The following is a 16,509-nucleotide window of genomic DNA, read 5'->3' as shown; positions in this document are numbered from 1 at the left end:
AATTTGCACTCAACAACACAACAACATGAGTCAAGAAGTTTCTAAAAGATACGCACAAAGAGGTGTTTCTGCATCCAAAGAAGATGTACACAATGCAATTAAGAATATAGACAAAGGTTTATTTCCAAAAGCATTTTGTAAAATTGTTCCAGATTATTTAACAAATGATGATGATTATTGTTTAATCATGCACGCAGATGGAGCAGGAACAAAATCTTCTTTAGCTTATATGTATTGGAAAGAAACTGGCGATGTTTCTGTATGGAAAGGTATTGCTCAAGATGCTTTAATCATGAATATTGACGATTTATTATGTGTTGGTGCAACAGATAATATTATGTTGTCTTCTACAATTGGTCGTAATAAAAGCAAAATTCCTGGAGAAGTTTTATCAGCAATTATAAACGGAACAGAAGAGTTAATAGAAGACTTAAAAGGCTTTGGAGTTACTATTCATTCAACTGGAGGAGAAACAGCAGATGTAGGTGATTTAGTGCGTACAATTATTGTAGATTCTACGGTAACTGCAAGAATGAAACGTACCGATGTTGTTGATAATGCAAACATAAAAGCAGGTGATGTAATTGTTGGTTTAGAATCTTTTGGACAAGCAACTTATGAGACTGAATATAATGGAGGGATGGGTTCTAACGGATTAACGTCTGCAAGACACGATGTTTTTCATAAATATTTAGCAGAAAAATATCCAGAAAGTTTTGATGCTGCTGTACCAGAAGATCTAGTGTATTCTGGTAATATAAAATTAACGGATAAAGTAGAAAATTCTCCTATTGATGCAGGTAAACTAGTTTTATCTCCAACAAGAACATATGCGCCAATTATTAAAGAAATTTTATCTAATTTTTCTTCGGATCAAGTTCACGGAATGATTCATTGTTCTGGAGGTGCACAAACAAAGATTTTGCACTTTGTAGATAATTTACATATTGTAAAAGATCATATGTTTCCAATTCCGCCATTATTTAAATTGATACAAGAACAATCTAAAACAGATTGGAAAGAAATGTATCAAGTATTTAATTGTGGTCATAGAATGGAAATATATGTTTCTCCAGAAATTGCAGAAGACATCATTAAAATTTCTAAATCTTTTAATGTAGATGCTCAAATTGTAGGAAGAGTAGAAGCATCAGAAACTAAAAAACTGACTATTAAAAGTGAGTTTGGTGTTTTTGAATATTAAATTCTGTTCTTAAAAAAAATCAAATTATTTGTTAACTTTTTAATGTTGATAAGTCAATAAGATTCTAAAAATAAGTGTTTTAACTTTTTTATTGGAAACTTTATGACAATTATCATCTTTTTCCTTGTGCTTTTTTGTGACATTTAGGACTCCAATAATCAATTCAATTTAAATAATCTAAAAATATAATGAAATCCCAAACTGTGCTCACTCCTCAAAAAACATATTCTAGAGATGAGGCTTTAAAAGCTGCTCTAAACTATTTTAAAGGCGATGAATTAGCTGCTTCTGTATGGCTAAATAAATACGCTTTAAAAGATTCTGCCGATAATATTTATGAAAGCACACCTGATGAAATGCATCAAAGAATTGCTTCAGAAATTGCAAGAGTAGAACAGAAATATAAAAATCCATTAACAGAAGCTGAAATTTTTGATGTAATTAAAAATTTTAAATACATCGTTCCTCAAGGAAGTCCAATGGCAGGAATTGGTAATCCTTTTCAAATTGCTTCTTTGTCTAATTGTTTTGTAATTGGTAATAATGGTGAGTCAGATTCTTATGGAGGAATCATGAAAATAGACCAAGAACAGGTTCAATTAATGAAACGTAGAGGTGGTGTTGGTCACGATTTATCACACATTCGTCCAAAAGGTTCTCCTGTAAAGAATTCTGCATTAACATCCACAGGAATTGTTCCTTTTATGGAACGTTATTCTAACTCAACAAGAGAAGTTGCACAAGATGGTAGAAGAGGAGCTTTAATGTTGTCTGTTTCTATCAATCATCCAGATGCAGAAGATTTTATCGATGCTAAATTAGAGCAAGGAAAAGTTACCGGAGCGAATGTTTCTGTAAGAATTGATGACGCTTTTATGAAAGCCGTAAAAGCGGATAAAAAGTACACTCAAAAATATCCAACATTTAGTAATAATCCTGTTTATACGAAAGAAATTGAAGCGACTAAAATTTGGAAAAAAATAGTACATAATGCTTGGAAATCTGCAGAACCCGGAATTTTGTTTTGGGATACAATAATCAATGAATCTGTACCAGATTGTTATGCAGATTTAGGTTATAAAACAGTTTCTACAAATCCTTGTGGAGAGATTCCTTTATGTCCTTATGATTCTTGTCGTTTATTGGCAATGAATTTGTTTTCTTTTGTAGAGAATCCTTTTACAGATAAAGCAAAATTCAATTTTAAATTATTCAAAAAGCACATTGTTATTGCGCAAAGAATGATGGATGATATCATTGATTTAGAATTAGAGAAAATTGATGGAATTTTAGCAAAAATTGATGCAGATCCAGAACAAGATGATGTAAAAGCAACAGAAAAAAACCTGTGGCTAAATATCAGACAAAAAGCATACGAAGGTAGAAGAACAGGTATAGGGATTACTGCAGAAGGAGATATGTTGGCTGCTTTAGGAATTCGTTATGGAAGTAAAGAAGGGAATAAATTTTCTACAGAAGTACATAAAACATTAGGGATAGAAACTTATAGAGCTTCTGTGAATTTAGCCAAAGAAAGGGGTGCATTTTCTATTTTTGATGCAGATAGAGAAAAAGAAAATCCATTTATTTTAAGATTAAAAGAAGCCGATAGCAAGCTGTATTATGAAATGTTAGAACATGGACGTAGAAATATTGCTTTGTTAACCATTGCACCTACAGGAACAACGAGTTTAATGACGCAAACTTCATCTGGAATTGAACCTGTTTTTATGCCAGTTTACAAACGTAGAAAAAAAGTAAATCCTAATGATAAAGGAATTCGTGTAGATTTTGTTGATGAGGTTGGAGATTCTTGGGAAGAATATGTAGTTTTTCATCATCGTTTTAAACAATGGATGGATGTAAATAATATAGATTCTAGCAAGAATTTTTCGCAAGAAGAAATAAATGAATTGGTAAAAAAATCTCCTTATTACAAAGCAACATCAAATGATATTGATTGGAAAAGTAAGGTAGAAATGCAAGGAGCTATCCAAAAATGGGTAGATCATTCTATAAGTGTTACAGTTAACTTACCAAATGATGTAACAGAAGATTTGGTTGGAGAATTATATTTAAAAGCTTGGGAAGTAGGTTGTAAAGGAGTAACTGTTTATAGAGATGGTTCTCGTTCTGGAGTATTAATTTCTGCGGATGAAAAAAAGGATGAGAAAACTATTAATTCTAGATTGCCAAAAAAACGTCCTCTAATCTTAGAAGCAGATGTTGTTCGTTTTCAAAATCAAAAAGAAAAATGGATTGCTTTTGTAGGTTTGGTTGATGATAAACCTTACGAAATTTTTACAGGTTTAATAGATGATGAAGATGGAATTTTAATTCCTCGTTGGGTAGACAAAGGGTTGATTATTAAAAGTAGAAATGAAGATGGTTCTTCTCGTTACGATTTTCAATATCAAAACAAAAGAGGCTATAAAACCACTATTGAAGGGTTGAGCCATAAGTTTAATCCAGAATTTTGGAACTACGCAAAACTAATTTCAGGAACCTTACGTCATGGAATGCCAATTGATAAAATTGTAGAATTGATACAAAGTTTACAGTTAGATTCAGAATCTATTAATACATGGAAAAACGGAGTTCAAAGAGCATTAAAACGTTATGTAGAAGATGGTACGAAAGCGAAAGGGCAAACTTGTGATAATTGTGATTCTACAGATTTAATTTATCAAGAAGGTTGTTTAACCTGTCAAGAGTGTGGTTCTTCTAAATGTGGATAGAAATTTAATTTCAAAATATAAAACACCCATTGCAATTATTGCTTTGGGTGTTTTTTTATGCTTATTTTGTTAATTATAAATTGGTTAACCAATTCTTTGTAATTCCTTTTTTTATTCTTAATTTGCGTAAAATAAAATTGGTTAACCAATTTTATTTTTTTAGTACAAAACTATTTTAAGAATACATGAAAATTAACAAACAAAATTCTCGTTATTTATTCCTTTTTTGCTTCTTACTAACTTGTTTTATAACTCCTTCTTTTGCCCAAAAACCGGCAGATTTAATGGCAAATTGTAGTCAATGGAAAATAACTTACCCTAATGGAGATGAAGTTAAAACTTTATGTACAGAAGAAAATAATGAATATTTTTATGTGAATAGTACTGGAGATGCTATTGTATTTAATGCGCCTGTTAGAAGTGATAACGGAACGACTCCAAACTCAAGCTACATCCGTTCAGAATTAAGAGAAAGAGAAGCAGATGGTTCTAGTGATATTTATTGGACTACAGAGGGTAAACACATGGTTTATGTAAAACAAGCAATTACGCATTTGCCAATTAACAAACCTCATTTAGTAGCAACACAAATACATGGTAATAAAGATGATGGTATAGATGATTCTATGGTTTTAAGATTAGAAGATAACCATCTTTTTTTATCTTTTAATGGAGGTAAGTTAAGAGAAGGTATCACCATAAAAACCAATTATATTTTAGGAACAAAACATGAAGTGATTTTTGTGGTAGAAGATGGTAAACATTATTGTTATTACTCAGAAGACAATAATTTATTAGCAGCTTATAATAATGGAACTGCAGAGTCGTACTTAATTAAAGATGGAGCTAATGATTATGTGATGGATTTAAACTATGATGAAACCTATTTTAAAATAGGAAACTATACGCAAAGTAATGCAGAGAAAGAAGAGACAGATACTGATGATCCAAATAATTACGGAGAGGTTTTAGTATATGATTTTTCTGTTGTACATGATGCAGTTGCTGTAACAGGAGTTTCATTGTCGCCAAATCCTTTAAGTCTTTCCCAAAGTAGTGCTTACCAACTTACAGCTTCAATAATACCCGAAGCTGCAACAAATAAAGGCGTGAGTTATAGCAGTTCAGATGAATCAATAGTTGTTGTTAGTGCAAGCGGAATTGTAACACCGAAATCTACCGGAACAGCTACAATTACAGTTACTACAGATGAAGGAGGTTTTAAAGATACAAGTATGGTTACTATATATGAAGATGCGTTTGGGCAAAATTTAGCGTTAAATAAATCTGTTGCCGGAACAGGAACTCATGATGGTGATAATGCTGTAGAAAATTTAGTAGATGGTTTAACATCTACAAGATGGTCTGTTTCTGGGTTTCCACAATCTGCAATTGTAGATTTGGGTGAAAGTTATCCAATAGAAAGAACAGAAGTAGTTTGTTATTCAGACAGAGCATATCAGTACACAATTTCAGTATCTGATACAGAAAATGGTGTTTATACAGATATTGTAGATAGATCTAATAATGCAACTTCTGGTACAGAATCTAGCCCAATAGTAGATGTTTTTACAGGAATAGATGCACGTTTTGTTAAAATAACAGTAACAGGTGCAGATTTATATACAGGTTCTTGGGTAAGTTTATTAGAACTAAGAGTTTTTGAAGTTACAACCTTAAATGTTGATTCAAATTTTTCTAATTTAGAGAATATTACATTATGGCCAAATCCTGCAAAGAATAGTATAAATATAAATAATTTTGAATCTTTTAATACTGTATTTGTTTACGATCAATTAGGGAAATTAATTATAAAAAAAACTGTACAAGATAGCAGTATAGATATTTCTACATTAAAATCAGGAATTTATAATTTTAGATTTTTGGGCGATTTAGGTATAGTAAATAAGCGTATTGTAAAGAAGTGATGTTTTAAAACCTGCCAAAACTTCATGCTTTTTCTTTTGGTATAGTTTTCGCTTTTGATAATAAAAATTACTATTCCTGAGAATACAGAAATCTAAAATACATATTATGAAAACATTTTTAAAAATTTTACTAACGGCTTTAGCAGTAATTGTTTTGGCTAATATATTACCTGGTATTTCTGTAGCTGGTTATACTGCTGCAATTATAGTTGCAGTTGTAATTTCGCTACTAAATATGTTTGTAAGACCACTTTTAATCTTTTTTACTTTGCCAGCAACTATTGTAACCTTAGGTTTATTCCTATTTGTTATTAATGCTTGTATTGTATTGTTGGCAGATAAATTGGTAGATGGTTTTGCAGTATCAGGCTTTTTTTGCAGCGCTATTATTCAGCGTTTTACTGTCCATTTTTAGGTCAGTATTATTTTCTTTATTAAAAGAAGATAAGAAATCAATTAAAAACTAAACAAAAATACTGAAATAGAAGTATTTAAACATTTGTGCAATCAATAAAAATGATTAATTTTGCACTCGATTTTTTAAAGAATAAGAGAACAAGAAATGAATATTACAAAAGAAAACATTGATGCGTTAAACGCAGTTGTAAAAGTTGATATCGTTGCTGATGATTATCAAGCAAAAGTAACAGAATTATTAACAGATTATCGTAAAAAGGCTGATGTTCCTGGTTTTAGAAAAGGACACGTGCCAATGGGAATGATTAAAAAGCAGTATGGTAAATCTATAATGATAGATGAAGTTAACAAGCTTTTACAGAGTTCTTTAAATAATTTTATCACTGAAGAAAAATTAGAAATTTTAGGAAATCCTATTCCTAGAATGCAAGAAGATTTTAATTGGGATGCTGAAACTTTTTCTTTTGAATTCGAATTAGGTTTAGCACCACAATTTGATGTGGATTTAAAATCTAAAAAGAAAGTAACTCAATATAATATTATTGCTACAGAAGAATTACTTGACGAAGAAGTTAAGAATATTCAAACTCGTTATGGAAAAATGAGTCCTTTAGATGAGGCTACAGAGCATTCTAATGTAACTGGTACTTTTGTAAATGAAGAAAGTGAAATTAACAAAAAATCAACTTTTTTAGTAAACGACCTTAAAGGGAAGAAAAACGAAAAGAAAGTAATAGGAGCTAAAGTTGGTGATGTAATTGAGTTAGATACTAAGAAATTATTTGAAGACGATCATAAATTACAACACATATTAGGTGTATCTCATGATGTAATTCATGATTTAGATGTAAAAGTGTCTTTAACTGTAGAAGAAATTACAAAAACAGAACCAGCTGATTTAGACAAAGAATTATTTGATAAATTATTTGCTGACGGAAGTGTAAACTCTGTAACTGAATTAAGAGAAAAAATTAAAGAAGACGCAGAAAAGCAATTCTTACAACAAGGAGATCAACAATTATTAAATGCTGTAACAGAGCATTTAGTAGAGAACACTAAGTTTGATTTACCAGCTGATTTCTTAAAGAAATGGTTAGCAACTGCAGGAGAAAAAGAATTAACTGCAGAAGAAGCTGCTGCTGAATTTGACAAGTCTGAAAAAGGTTTACGTTATCAATTAATCGAAGGTAAGATTATGAAAGATAATGACATCAAATTAGAGTATCAAGAATTGGTAGACTATGCTAAGGTATTTATCCGTCAACAAATGGCGCAATTTGGTAATATGAATCCAGAAGAAAAAGAATTGGATGATATTGCTGGTAGAATCTTACAAAACCAAGAAGAAGCTCAAAAATTACAGTCTCAATTAATTAGTCAAAAATTATTGACTTTTTACAAAGAGAATATGAGCTTTAAATCTAAAGAACTTTCTTACGAAGATTTCGTAAAAGAAGTATATAAATAAAAAGTAAAGACTATTTTTTCGAATTTAGCTTTAGAAATTGTCATTTCGAGCGAAGTCGAGAAATCTCATAAAAAAAACCTGAATTGTTAGATTCAGGTTTTTTTAGCGACTATATGTAACAAAGAAGTATGAAAATAGTTCTTATATTTACAGTATTAAACTTAAAACAAAATCACGAAAATGGATTACGGAAAAGAGTTCGAAAAATACGCAACAAAACATCAAGGAATCAACAGTACATATTTAGGTAAAATAACAAGTAGTTTAACGCCATATATTATGGAAGAACGTCAAATGAATATTACCCAAATGGATGTTTTCTCTCGTTTAATGATGGATAGAATTATCTTTTTAGGAACAGGAATTAACGATCAAGTAGCCAATGTTATACAAGCTCAGTTATTGTTTTTAGAAAGTGTAGATGCCAATAAAGATATCTCAATTTATATTAATTCTCCAGGAGGAGGAGTATATGCAGGTTTAGGTATTTATGATACTATGCAATTTATTAAACCAGATGTTGCAACAATTTGTACAGGTATGGCAGCTTCAATGGGAGCCGTTTTAATGTGTGCAGGTGCAAAAGGGAAACGTTCTGCATTACCTCACTCTAGAGTGATGATTCACCAACCTTTAGGAGGTGCACAAGGTCAGGCTTCAGACATTGAAATTACAACAAGAGAAATTTTAAAATTGAAAGATGAATTGTATGCAATTATTGCAAGTCATTCAGGACAAACTATAGAAAAAGTTCATGACGATTCAGACAGAGATTACTGGATGAAAGCAGAAGAAGCAAAAACTTACGGAATGATTGATGAAGTTTTAGCTAGAAAATCATAGGTTAATTGCTAAAAGAATAAAGCTGATAAAATGTCGAAAGAAGAAAACTTAGAATGTTCGTTTTGCGGACGAAAAAAAGCGGAAACAGATTTGCTAATTGCAGGTATGGATGCTCATATTTGCGATAAATGTATAGAACAAGCGCATGGAATTGTTGAGGAAGAAATTTCTGACTCAAAATCTAATGGTTTGTCTAAAGATTTAATGCTAAAAAAACCTATTGAAATTAAAAACTTTTTAGACCAATATATCATTGGTCAAGATGAAACTAAAAGAGCAATGGCAGTTGCTGTTTACAATCATTATAAACGTCTTTTACAAGATAAAGATGATGAAGATGATGTGGAAATCGAAAAGTCTAATATTGTTTTAGTTGGTGAAACAGGAACTGGAAAAACATTAGTTGCAAGAACAATTGCAAAAATGTTAAATGTACCTTTTTCTATTGTAGATGCAACCGTTTTAACGCAAGCAGGTTATGTTGGTGAAGATGTAGAAAGTATTTTAAGTAGGCTTTTACAAGCTGCAGATTACGATGTAGAAAAAGCAGAAAGAGGTATTGTTTTTATAGATGAGATTGATAAAATTGCCAGAAAAGGTGATAATCCATCAATAACAAGAGATGTTTCTGGAGAAGGAGTTCAGCAAGCTTTATTAAAATTATTAGAAGGTTCTGTTGTAAATGTTGCACCTAAAGGTGGAAGAAAACATCCAGAACAAAAATTTATAGAAGTAAATACTAAAGATATTTTATTTATTGCAGGAGGCGCTTTTTCTGGAATTGATAGAATTATTAGCAAACGTTTAAACAGACAAGCAGTTGGTTTTGGTGCTTCTTTAGAAGAAGATAAAATAGATGAGGAAAACTTATTACAATACATTACGCCTTTAGATTTAAAGTCTTTTGGGTTAATTCCAGAAATTATTGGCCGTTTACCAGTATTGAGTTATATGAATCCTTTAGATGCAAAAACATTACGAGCAATTTTAACAGAACCTAAAAACTCTATTATTAAGCAATATGCTAAGTTGTTTACAATGGATGATGTAGAATTTACAATTGAAGAAGAAGCATTAAATTACATTGTAGGTAAAGCAGTTGAATATAAGTTAGGCGCAAGAGGTTTACGTTCTCTATGTGAAGCGATTTTTACGGATGCAATGTTCGATTTACCAAGTTCAGATCAAAAAGAATTTAATGTAACTAAAGAATACGCAGAAGCAAAATTAACAAATACAACTTTAAAGAAGTTAAAAGCGGCTTCTTAAATCTTTGTGGGCGTTCCTTTTCAGGTCAGGCTTTTCACTATATCTTTTTTCTGAAAAAGAAAAAAGGATGTCGTTTCAATCCTTAACGCGTAATGCTCACTAAAAAAGGAAGTTTGTAAAATTTTCTTTTAGAATTTATAAAAACTTCAAAGACAATTGTTCTGAAATTTAACCAGAATAAAAATCTTTGAAGTTTTTCATTTTAGAACTTTTAAAACAAAAATTCTAATTCCTATATTTGTTATTACTTTCCAATAAACCCAATTAATGATATCAAGAAGTTCCATAGACCGTATTTTCGAATCTGCAAGAGTAGAAGAGGTTATTGGTGAATTTGTTCAACTTAAAAAAGCAGGTAGTAACTTTAAAGGTTTAAGTCCCTTTACAGACGAAAAATCTCCTTCTTTTATGGTTTCTCCCGTAAAACAAATCTGGAAAGATTTTTCTACAGGAAAAGGAGGGAATTCAGTCTCGTTTTTAATGGAACATGAACATTTTTCTTATCCAGAAGCATTAAGATGGTTGGCTAAAAAATACAATATAGAAATTGAAGAAACTGAGCAAACATCAGAAGAAAAAGCTCAGATGAATGAAAGAGAAAGTATGTTTTTGGTTTCTAATTTTGCCAAAGATTATTTTCATGATTTAATGCTGAATTCCAATAAAGGAAAAGCAATAGGATTGTCTTATTTTAAAGAACGTGGTTTTACAGATGAAACGATTAAAAAATTCGAATTAGGATATTGTATTGATGAATGGGATAATTTTACAAAAGCAGCTTTAGATAAAGGTTATGATTTAAAATATCTTGGGGCAACAGGGTTAACAATTGTAAAAGAAAACAAGCAATTCGATCGTTTTAAAGGACGTGTAATGTTTCCTATACATTCTATGTCTGGAAGAATTTTAGGTTTTGGAGGACGTATTTTAACTGCCGATAAAAAAGCAGCAAAGTATTTAAATTCACCTGAAAGTGATATTTATCACAAGAGTAAAATTCTATATGGAATCTATCAAGCTAAAAAAGAAATAGCAAAACAAGACAACTGTTTTTTGGTAGAAGGTTATACAGATGTAATTTCTTTCAATCAATCTGGAGTAGAGAATGTTGTGGCTTCTTCTGGTACAGCTTTAACCTCAGATCAAATTAGATTAGTACACAGACTTACAAAAAATATTACCGTTTTATTTGATGGTGATGCAGCAGGAATTAGAGCTTCTATTCGTGGAATCGATTTAATTCTAGAACAAGGAATGAACGTAAAAGTAGTTCAATTTCCAGATGGTGAAGATCCAGATAGTTTTGCAAAAGCAAATTCAGATGCAGATTTAAAAGCGTATTTAGAAAATTCTGCGCAAGATTTTATCAACTTTAAAGTTTCACTTTTATTAAAAGATTCTAATAACGATCCTATAAAAAAAGCAGGAGTAATTAGAGATATTGTAACGAGTATTTCTAAAATTCCTGATGGAATTCAGCGTGAAGTTTATGTGCAAGAATGTTCTAGAATTATGGATATTTCTGAGCGAGTTTTATTTAGCGAATTAGCGCAGTTATTAAAAAAAGGGATACAAGAAAAGAGTAAAACAAATAGGCAACAAAATAGAAATTATCAAAATAGTCCTCAGCAAGATCCTAATGAACCACCACCAGAATATTTTATGGAACAAGAACAAGCTCAAATGGGCTTGGTTAAAGGTGGCCCAGTTTCTTCTCAAAAAATTGATCAACTCTCAATTTTAGAAAACGAAATTATTAAAATTCTACTTTTATATGGAAACGAAGAGATAGAATTTATTGAAGAGGTTATTAATGTTGATGATGAAGGAAGAGAAAAAATTGCGTTAAGAAAATATGAAAATACTGTTTCGGCAGAAATTTATGTGCATTTGCACGAAGATGAAATAGAGTTTTCTAATGCTATTTTTCAAGAAATTTATACTGAAATTATTCATCAGTTAAATCAGTTAGAAAAATTAAATATTGATGATTTAATTAACCATAAAAACCCTGAAATAGCTACAATAGTAACATCCATTTTAATGGAGAAAGAAAACCCTAATCGTCAACTAAGTGATTGGGAAGGACAAAATATTGAAGTAAAATCTGCTTTAGAAGTATTAGCAAAAGGAGTGAATGATGTGGTATATAATTTAAGAAGAGTTTTAATAGGAGAAAAAATTGAAGAGTTGATGAATGCTGCAGTAAAAGATCAGGGAGTTTCAATAGATTTAGAAGTTATAAGGAACTATACCAACTTAAAAATGAGGCTTTTTGAAAAATTAAATAGAGTTGTCTAATATTAAGAAATTGTAAAAAAGGGTGTTTACACCCATAGGAATTTTTTAGGTTTAAATAGTTTTTTTGTATATTGCACACGCTAAAAGAAAAACTTAGTTCTATGAAAAGACTATTACAATTACTTAAAATTATTCAATTGTTCATTTTTTTACCATTTGAAATTTCAAAAGGTTCTAAGAAAAGAGCGTACATGAAGATTAAAAAAATGATGGTTGCAGCAAACCTGCTTTAATTAATTATTTTGGTAAAATCTTAAAAAAAAGTCACATATTAAATATGTGACTTTTTTTTATTTGTGTGTCTAAATAAGTGTTGATAAAAATTTAAAAAATGAAAAGATTAATTGAGTTCTTAAAAATTATTTTTTTATTTATTCTTCTCCCTTTTGAAATTATAAAAGGATCAAAGAAAAAAGCATACGTAAGAATTAAGAAAAAAATGATTTCAGCCAATTTTCTTTAAAAATAAAAAAGCCTTAATTCTTAAATTAAGGCTTTTTTATTTTTTATTTAATCTCTTTTGGGATTTCACAAACCGGAATTGGAATCATTTTATGCTGATTAATTCTATTTAATCTTGAATAAATTTTAAAAACTTCTTTTTCTCTTCCTGAAAATTCATCTTCAGATTTTCCTTTATTTTGCATGTTCATAGCCCATTCTAATTCGTCATAAGAAGCGCCAATTTGATCTTCATCTGTTCTGCTATCTCCAAACAGTCCATCTGTTGGTTGTGCAGTTTGTATCGAATTTGGTACACCTAAAAATGCAGCTAATTCATAAACTTCAGACTTCATTAAATCTGCAATAGGACTTAAATCAACACCTCCGTCTCCATATTTTGTGTAAAAACCTACCCCAAAATCTTCAACTTTATTTCCTGTCCCTGCAACTAAGTAACTGTGTAAACCAGCTAGATAATACAAGGTTGTCATTCTAAGTCTTGCTCTAGTATTTGCTAAAGATAAGTCTACTTTAGCAGAAGGTTCTGTATTGGGAACTACATTTTTAAAATCTTCGAAAGTAGAAGTTAAATTTACTCTTACATCAGAAACATTATTAAAATTTTCTTTTAATTGATTAATATGTTCTTGTGCTCTTGTGACTTGACTTTCTGCTTGATGAATTGGCATTTCTACACATAGAGTAGGGAAACCAGTTTTTGCACATAATGTTGATGTTAAGGCAGAATCAATTCCTCCAGAAACCCCAACAACAAACCCTTTTACTTTTGCGTTTTCGGCATACTCTTTTAACCATTTTATTATATGTTCTGCAACTTTTTCGGTTTTCATTGATAAACTATTTTAGTATTTTTATCGTTTTATAATTCTAATAGCAAGATACAAAGTTTATGAGATTTTTTATAATAGTTTTTTTTATTTTATTTAGCTTCCTTTCATGTAAATCAAATAAAGAAAAAACTGTCGATGTTTCAAATATTGATTTAAATTTCTCAATAAAAAGATATGAAGTAGATTTTTATAATGCTTCAAAAGAAAAGTTGCCCTTATTAAAAAAGAAATATGCTTACTTGTTTCCAAAATCATTTACAGATAGTTTGGCAATAGCAAAAATTAATGATAAAGATGAGCAAAATTTATATAAAGAAACTCAAAACTTATATAGTAATATTTCTGAATTAGAAACTCAATTAATATCTCTTTTTAAGCATATTAAATATTATAATTCTAAATTTAAAACACCTAATGTTGTTACTATGATATCTAATATAGATTATGATAGTAGAGTTATTTATGCAGATAGTTTAATGCTTATTTCTTTGGATGTATATCTAGGGAAAGAGCATGAGTTTTATTCAGAGTATCCAAAATATGTAAAAGAAAATAATACTAAAGAAAACATTATTGTTGATGTTGCAAATTCTATAATAGACAAGCAATTATTATCAATTAATAATAGAAGTTTTATAGGTAAGATGATACATGAAGGAAAAAAAATGTATCTATTGGATATGTATTTGCCTTCTATTTCTGATAAATTAAAAATAGGATATTCTGAAGAAAAAATTGACTGGGCAATTAATAATGAAGTAGAAATCTGGAAGTATTTTATTGAAAGAAAATTATTGTTTAGTACAGATACTAAATTAAATAAAAGGTTTTTAGATAATGCTCCATTTTCTAAGTTTTATTTACAAAGTGACAATCAGTCTCCTGGAAGAATTGGTATATGGTTAGGATGGCAAATAGTGAAGTCTTTTATGCAAAATAATGATGTATCTTTGCAAGAATTATTAACAATTGATTCAGAAGTTTTATTCAAAAAATCAAAATACAAGCCTAAAAAATAATGTCAGTAAAACATAATTCACAAATTAATTTTGAAATTGGTTTAGATGAAAACAAAGTGCCAGAAGAAATTTCTTGGACAGCAAAAGATGGAGGGATAAATAATGAAGTTTCTAAAGCTATTATGATTTCTGTCTGGGATCATAAGGAAAAAGATACTTTACGTATGGATTTATGGACAAAAGATATGCCTGTAGATGAAATGAAGCAATTTTATCATCAAACTTTAGTTTCTATGGCAGATACATTTGAGCGAGCAACAGACGATCAAAAAATGAGTGCAACAATGCGTGATTTTTGTGATTATTTCGCTGAAAAACTGGAAATTAAAAAATAATACTTACTCTTATATAAGTATGTTATAAAGCCTCTTAAATTAATTTAAGAGGCTCTATAATTTAAAAATATTGGTATTAAATGTGTTTTTTTGTAACAAATATAGATTAGTAGAGAACAAAAAAAAGACTACTTTCTAAGTAGTCTTTTTTTGTTTATTAATTTTAAGAATTATTAATCTAATGAACCTACAGGTTTAATTTCAACTCTTCTGTTTAATTGTCTACCACCTGCATTATCATTAGAGAATTTAGGTCTTGCTTCACCATAACCCTTAGACTCTAATCTTTCACTTACGATTCCTTGTTGTATCATGTATTTTCTGACACTTGCTGCTCTTCTTTGAGATAGATACAAATTATATCTATCACTATTTCTATCATCTGTATGACCTTCAATAACAAATTTAACATTTGGTATTTTTTTCATTAAGTTGATAATTTTATCAATAGTAGCAAAAGAGATCGATTTAATTCTATCACTATTAGTATCAAAATAGATACTTGCTGCTAATAATCCAATTTGTTGAGTAACATTATTTGGTGATGCTACTTCTTGTTTAGGACAACCTCTGTTTTCAACAACACCAGGAGTATTTGGACATAAATCTTCTCCATCCATAATTCCATCACCATCAGAATCTACATTCAATGGACATCCTTCATTAGATATAGGTCCATATTTTAAAGGACATTTATCTTTATAATCAGGTAAACCATCTTTATCAGAATCTACAGCTTTACCATTACCATAAACCATAACACCTGCTGGAGTATTTGGCTCAATATCTAATTGATCCATTACACCATCCTTATCAGTATCTAAGATCTTAAATTTATCTCCACCACCATTTTTATCACCCCAAATAGTAAATACTTTTTTCTTACCTAATTTTACAACTACACCAACACTACTTACAAAAAAAGTTTCCCAATCTTGTTTGTTAGATATTGCTGCATCTAAATGGTCTTCATAGTTAAAATACATACCAGTTCTAAACTCTAGGTCTACACGTTTACTTATTCTTCTTTTCATACCAAATTGTGCAGATAAATAAATAGAACTTGCTTGGTTTACACTATTTCGAGCTGGGTTATAACCAAAATCCACTAAAAGTTTATCAGGACTTGCTCCTGTTACATCTATTTCATAAAGTGCAGAATCATATGAATGATAACCAACTCCAAAATAACCAGCGGCATTCCAGTTACTTGCTGTTGTTTCATATAAATTTGTAAAACTAAAAATTAAGTTTAATTCAGCTCCATAAGCTATACCTTTAAAATATATATTGTCTTGAAGTACAGTACTATTAGTGTATAATACTTTGTATTCATTTGTTGTAGAAAAGTATTGAGCACCTCCTGAAATTTTAGAATAAGTAGCTTTAAATTCTAACCCTAATAAAGGATTGAACATTTTGTTTACAGAACCAAATACTCCGAAATTCAAATAATTTGTATCATCACCTGATCCTATTGAACGTAAATCTCCATGCATTATAAAGTTACTGAAACCACCACCAACAGCCCAACTATTACTGTTTTCTAAATCAATTCTGTTTCCGTAAGTAATTTCATCTGTAGTAAATTGACTATATGATTTAGCAACTATTAAGCTACCCAATAAAAGAAATAAAAAAATTCTCCTCATTTTAATATGTTTTTTTTTTAAACAATTGGGGGAATTATTT

The 16,509-nt window shown here is 29.8% G+C and carries 12 protein-coding genes and 1 pseudogene; 11 read left to right on the top strand and 2 right to left on the bottom strand.

Going from position 1 to position 16,509, the window contains the following annotated elements:
* Positions 1-25 precede the first annotated feature (25 nt).
* The 9 genes and pseudogenes from PHEL85_RS14440 (at position 26) to PHEL85_RS18225 (ending at position 12,401) form a co-directional block, all read left to right on the top strand.
* Complete coding sequence (locus tag PHEL85_RS14440) at positions 26-1,204, top strand: AIR synthase related protein (protein WP_036826783.1); 1,179 nt, start codon at positions 26-28, stop codon at positions 1,202-1,204.
* A 188-nt stretch (positions 1,205-1,392) separates the two neighbouring features.
* On the top strand, positions 1,393-3,942 hold the full coding sequence (locus PHEL85_RS14435) for an adenosylcobalamin-dependent ribonucleoside-diphosphate reductase (RefSeq protein ID WP_036826781.1): 2,550 nt from the start codon (positions 1,393-1,395) through the stop codon (positions 3,940-3,942).
* A gap of 284 nt (positions 3,943-4,226) precedes the next feature.
* Entirely contained in the window at positions 4,227-5,870 is a 1,644-nt protein-coding gene (locus tag PHEL85_RS18290) for a polysaccharide lyase family 7 protein (protein WP_316931388.1), read from the top strand.
* A gap of 106 nt (positions 5,871-5,976) precedes the next feature.
* A pseudogene (locus PHEL85_RS14425) lies at positions 5,977-6,337 on the top strand (phage holin family protein).
* 95 nt (positions 6,338-6,432) lie between these two features.
* A complete protein-coding gene (tig, locus tag PHEL85_RS14420) occupies positions 6,433-7,755 on the top strand; it encodes a trigger factor (protein ID WP_036826776.1) in 1,323 nt (440 codons plus the stop codon).
* 180 nt (positions 7,756-7,935) lie between these two features.
* Entirely contained in the window at positions 7,936-8,598 is a 663-nt protein-coding gene (gene clpP / locus PHEL85_RS14415) for an ATP-dependent Clp endopeptidase proteolytic subunit ClpP (RefSeq protein ID WP_036826773.1), read from the top strand.
* Positions 8,599-8,628: 30 nt separating this feature from the next.
* The gene (clpX, locus tag PHEL85_RS14410) at positions 8,629-9,867 is read left to right on the top strand and encodes an ATP-dependent Clp protease ATP-binding subunit ClpX (protein WP_036826771.1); all 1,239 of its coding nucleotides are present in this window, start codon (positions 8,629-8,631) and stop codon (positions 9,865-9,867) included.
* Between the two features lie 267 nt (positions 9,868-10,134).
* On the top strand, positions 10,135-12,168 hold the full coding sequence (gene dnaG / locus PHEL85_RS14405; RefSeq protein ID WP_036826769.1) for a DNA primase: 2,034 nt from the start codon (positions 10,135-10,137) through the stop codon (positions 12,166-12,168).
* 101 nt (positions 12,169-12,269) lie between these two features.
* On the top strand, positions 12,270-12,401 hold the full coding sequence (locus PHEL85_RS18225) for a hypothetical protein (protein ID WP_262501566.1): 132 nt from the start codon (positions 12,270-12,272) through the stop codon (positions 12,399-12,401).
* Positions 12,402-12,674: 273 nt separating this feature from the next.
* Here the strand turns inward: PHEL85_RS18225 and nadE are convergent, their stop codons facing one another.
* Complete coding sequence (gene nadE, locus PHEL85_RS14400; protein ID WP_036826766.1) at positions 12,675-13,463, bottom strand: NAD(+) synthase; 789 nt, start codon at positions 13,461-13,463, stop codon at positions 12,675-12,677.
* A gap of 59 nt (positions 13,464-13,522) precedes the next feature.
* Here nadE and gldB point away from each other — a divergent pair, with 59 nt between their 5' ends.
* A complete protein-coding gene (gene gldB / locus PHEL85_RS14395; RefSeq protein ID WP_036826762.1) occupies positions 13,523-14,482 on the top strand; it encodes a gliding motility lipoprotein GldB in 960 nt (319 codons plus the stop codon).
* Positions 14,482-14,817 carry a gliding motility protein GldC gene (gldC, locus tag PHEL85_RS14390; protein ID WP_036826759.1) on the top strand — a complete coding sequence of 112 codons (336 nt, stop codon included), beginning with the start codon at positions 14,482-14,484 and terminating at the stop codon, positions 14,815-14,817. Before gldB ends, gldC begins: the two co-directional genes overlap by 1 nt.
* A 173-nt stretch (positions 14,818-14,990) precedes the next feature.
* On the opposite strand, the gene PHEL85_RS17445 is transcribed toward gldC, so the two are convergent.
* Positions 14,991-16,469: an OmpA family protein gene (locus PHEL85_RS17445; protein ID WP_081965159.1), complete on the bottom strand. Its 1,479-nt coding sequence runs from the start codon at positions 16,467-16,469 to the stop codon at positions 14,991-14,993.
* Positions 16,470-16,509 lie beyond the last annotated feature (40 nt).

Origin of the sequence: Polaribacter sp. Hel1_85, assembly GCF_000766795.1 — a bacterium.
In the GTDB taxonomy this organism is placed as follows: domain Bacteria; phylum Bacteroidota; class Bacteroidia; order Flavobacteriales; family Flavobacteriaceae; genus Polaribacter.
The sequence above is the reverse complement of the archived record's forward strand: the minus strand, read 5'-3'. Positions and strand labels throughout refer to the sequence as shown.

Excerpts from the sequence above, each read along its gene's own strand:
- PHEL85_RS14440 (WP_036826783.1), top strand. The coding sequence starts at position 26 with ATGAGTCAAGAAGTTTCTAAAAGATACGCACAAAGAGGTGTTTCTGCA.
- PHEL85_RS14435 (WP_036826781.1), top strand. The coding sequence starts at position 1,393 with ATGAAATCCCAAACTGTGCTCACTCCTCAAAAAACATATTCTAGAGAT.
- PHEL85_RS18290 (WP_316931388.1), top strand. The coding sequence starts at position 4,227 with ATGGCAAATTGTAGTCAATGGAAAATAACTTACCCTAATGGAGATGAA.
- tig (WP_036826776.1), top strand. The coding sequence starts at position 6,433 with ATGAATATTACAAAAGAAAACATTGATGCGTTAAACGCAGTTGTAAAA.
- clpP (WP_036826773.1), top strand. The coding sequence starts at position 7,936 with ATGGATTACGGAAAAGAGTTCGAAAAATACGCAACAAAACATCAAGGA.
- clpX (WP_036826771.1), top strand. The coding sequence starts at position 8,629 with ATGTCGAAAGAAGAAAACTTAGAATGTTCGTTTTGCGGACGAAAAAAA.
- dnaG (WP_036826769.1), top strand. The coding sequence starts at position 10,135 with ATGATATCAAGAAGTTCCATAGACCGTATTTTCGAATCTGCAAGAGTA.
- PHEL85_RS18225 (WP_262501566.1), top strand. The coding sequence starts at position 12,270 with ATGAAAAGACTATTACAATTACTTAAAATTATTCAATTGTTCATTTTT.
- nadE (WP_036826766.1), bottom strand. The coding sequence starts at position 13,463 with ATGAAAACCGAAAAAGTTGCAGAACATATAATAAAATGGTTAAAAGAG.
- gldB (WP_036826762.1), top strand. The coding sequence starts at position 13,523 with ATGAGATTTTTTATAATAGTTTTTTTTATTTTATTTAGCTTCCTTTCA.
- gldC (WP_036826759.1), top strand. The coding sequence starts at position 14,482 with ATGTCAGTAAAACATAATTCACAAATTAATTTTGAAATTGGTTTAGAT.
- PHEL85_RS17445 (WP_081965159.1), bottom strand. The coding sequence starts at position 16,469 with ATGAGGAGAATTTTTTTATTTCTTTTATTGGGTAGCTTAATAGTTGCT.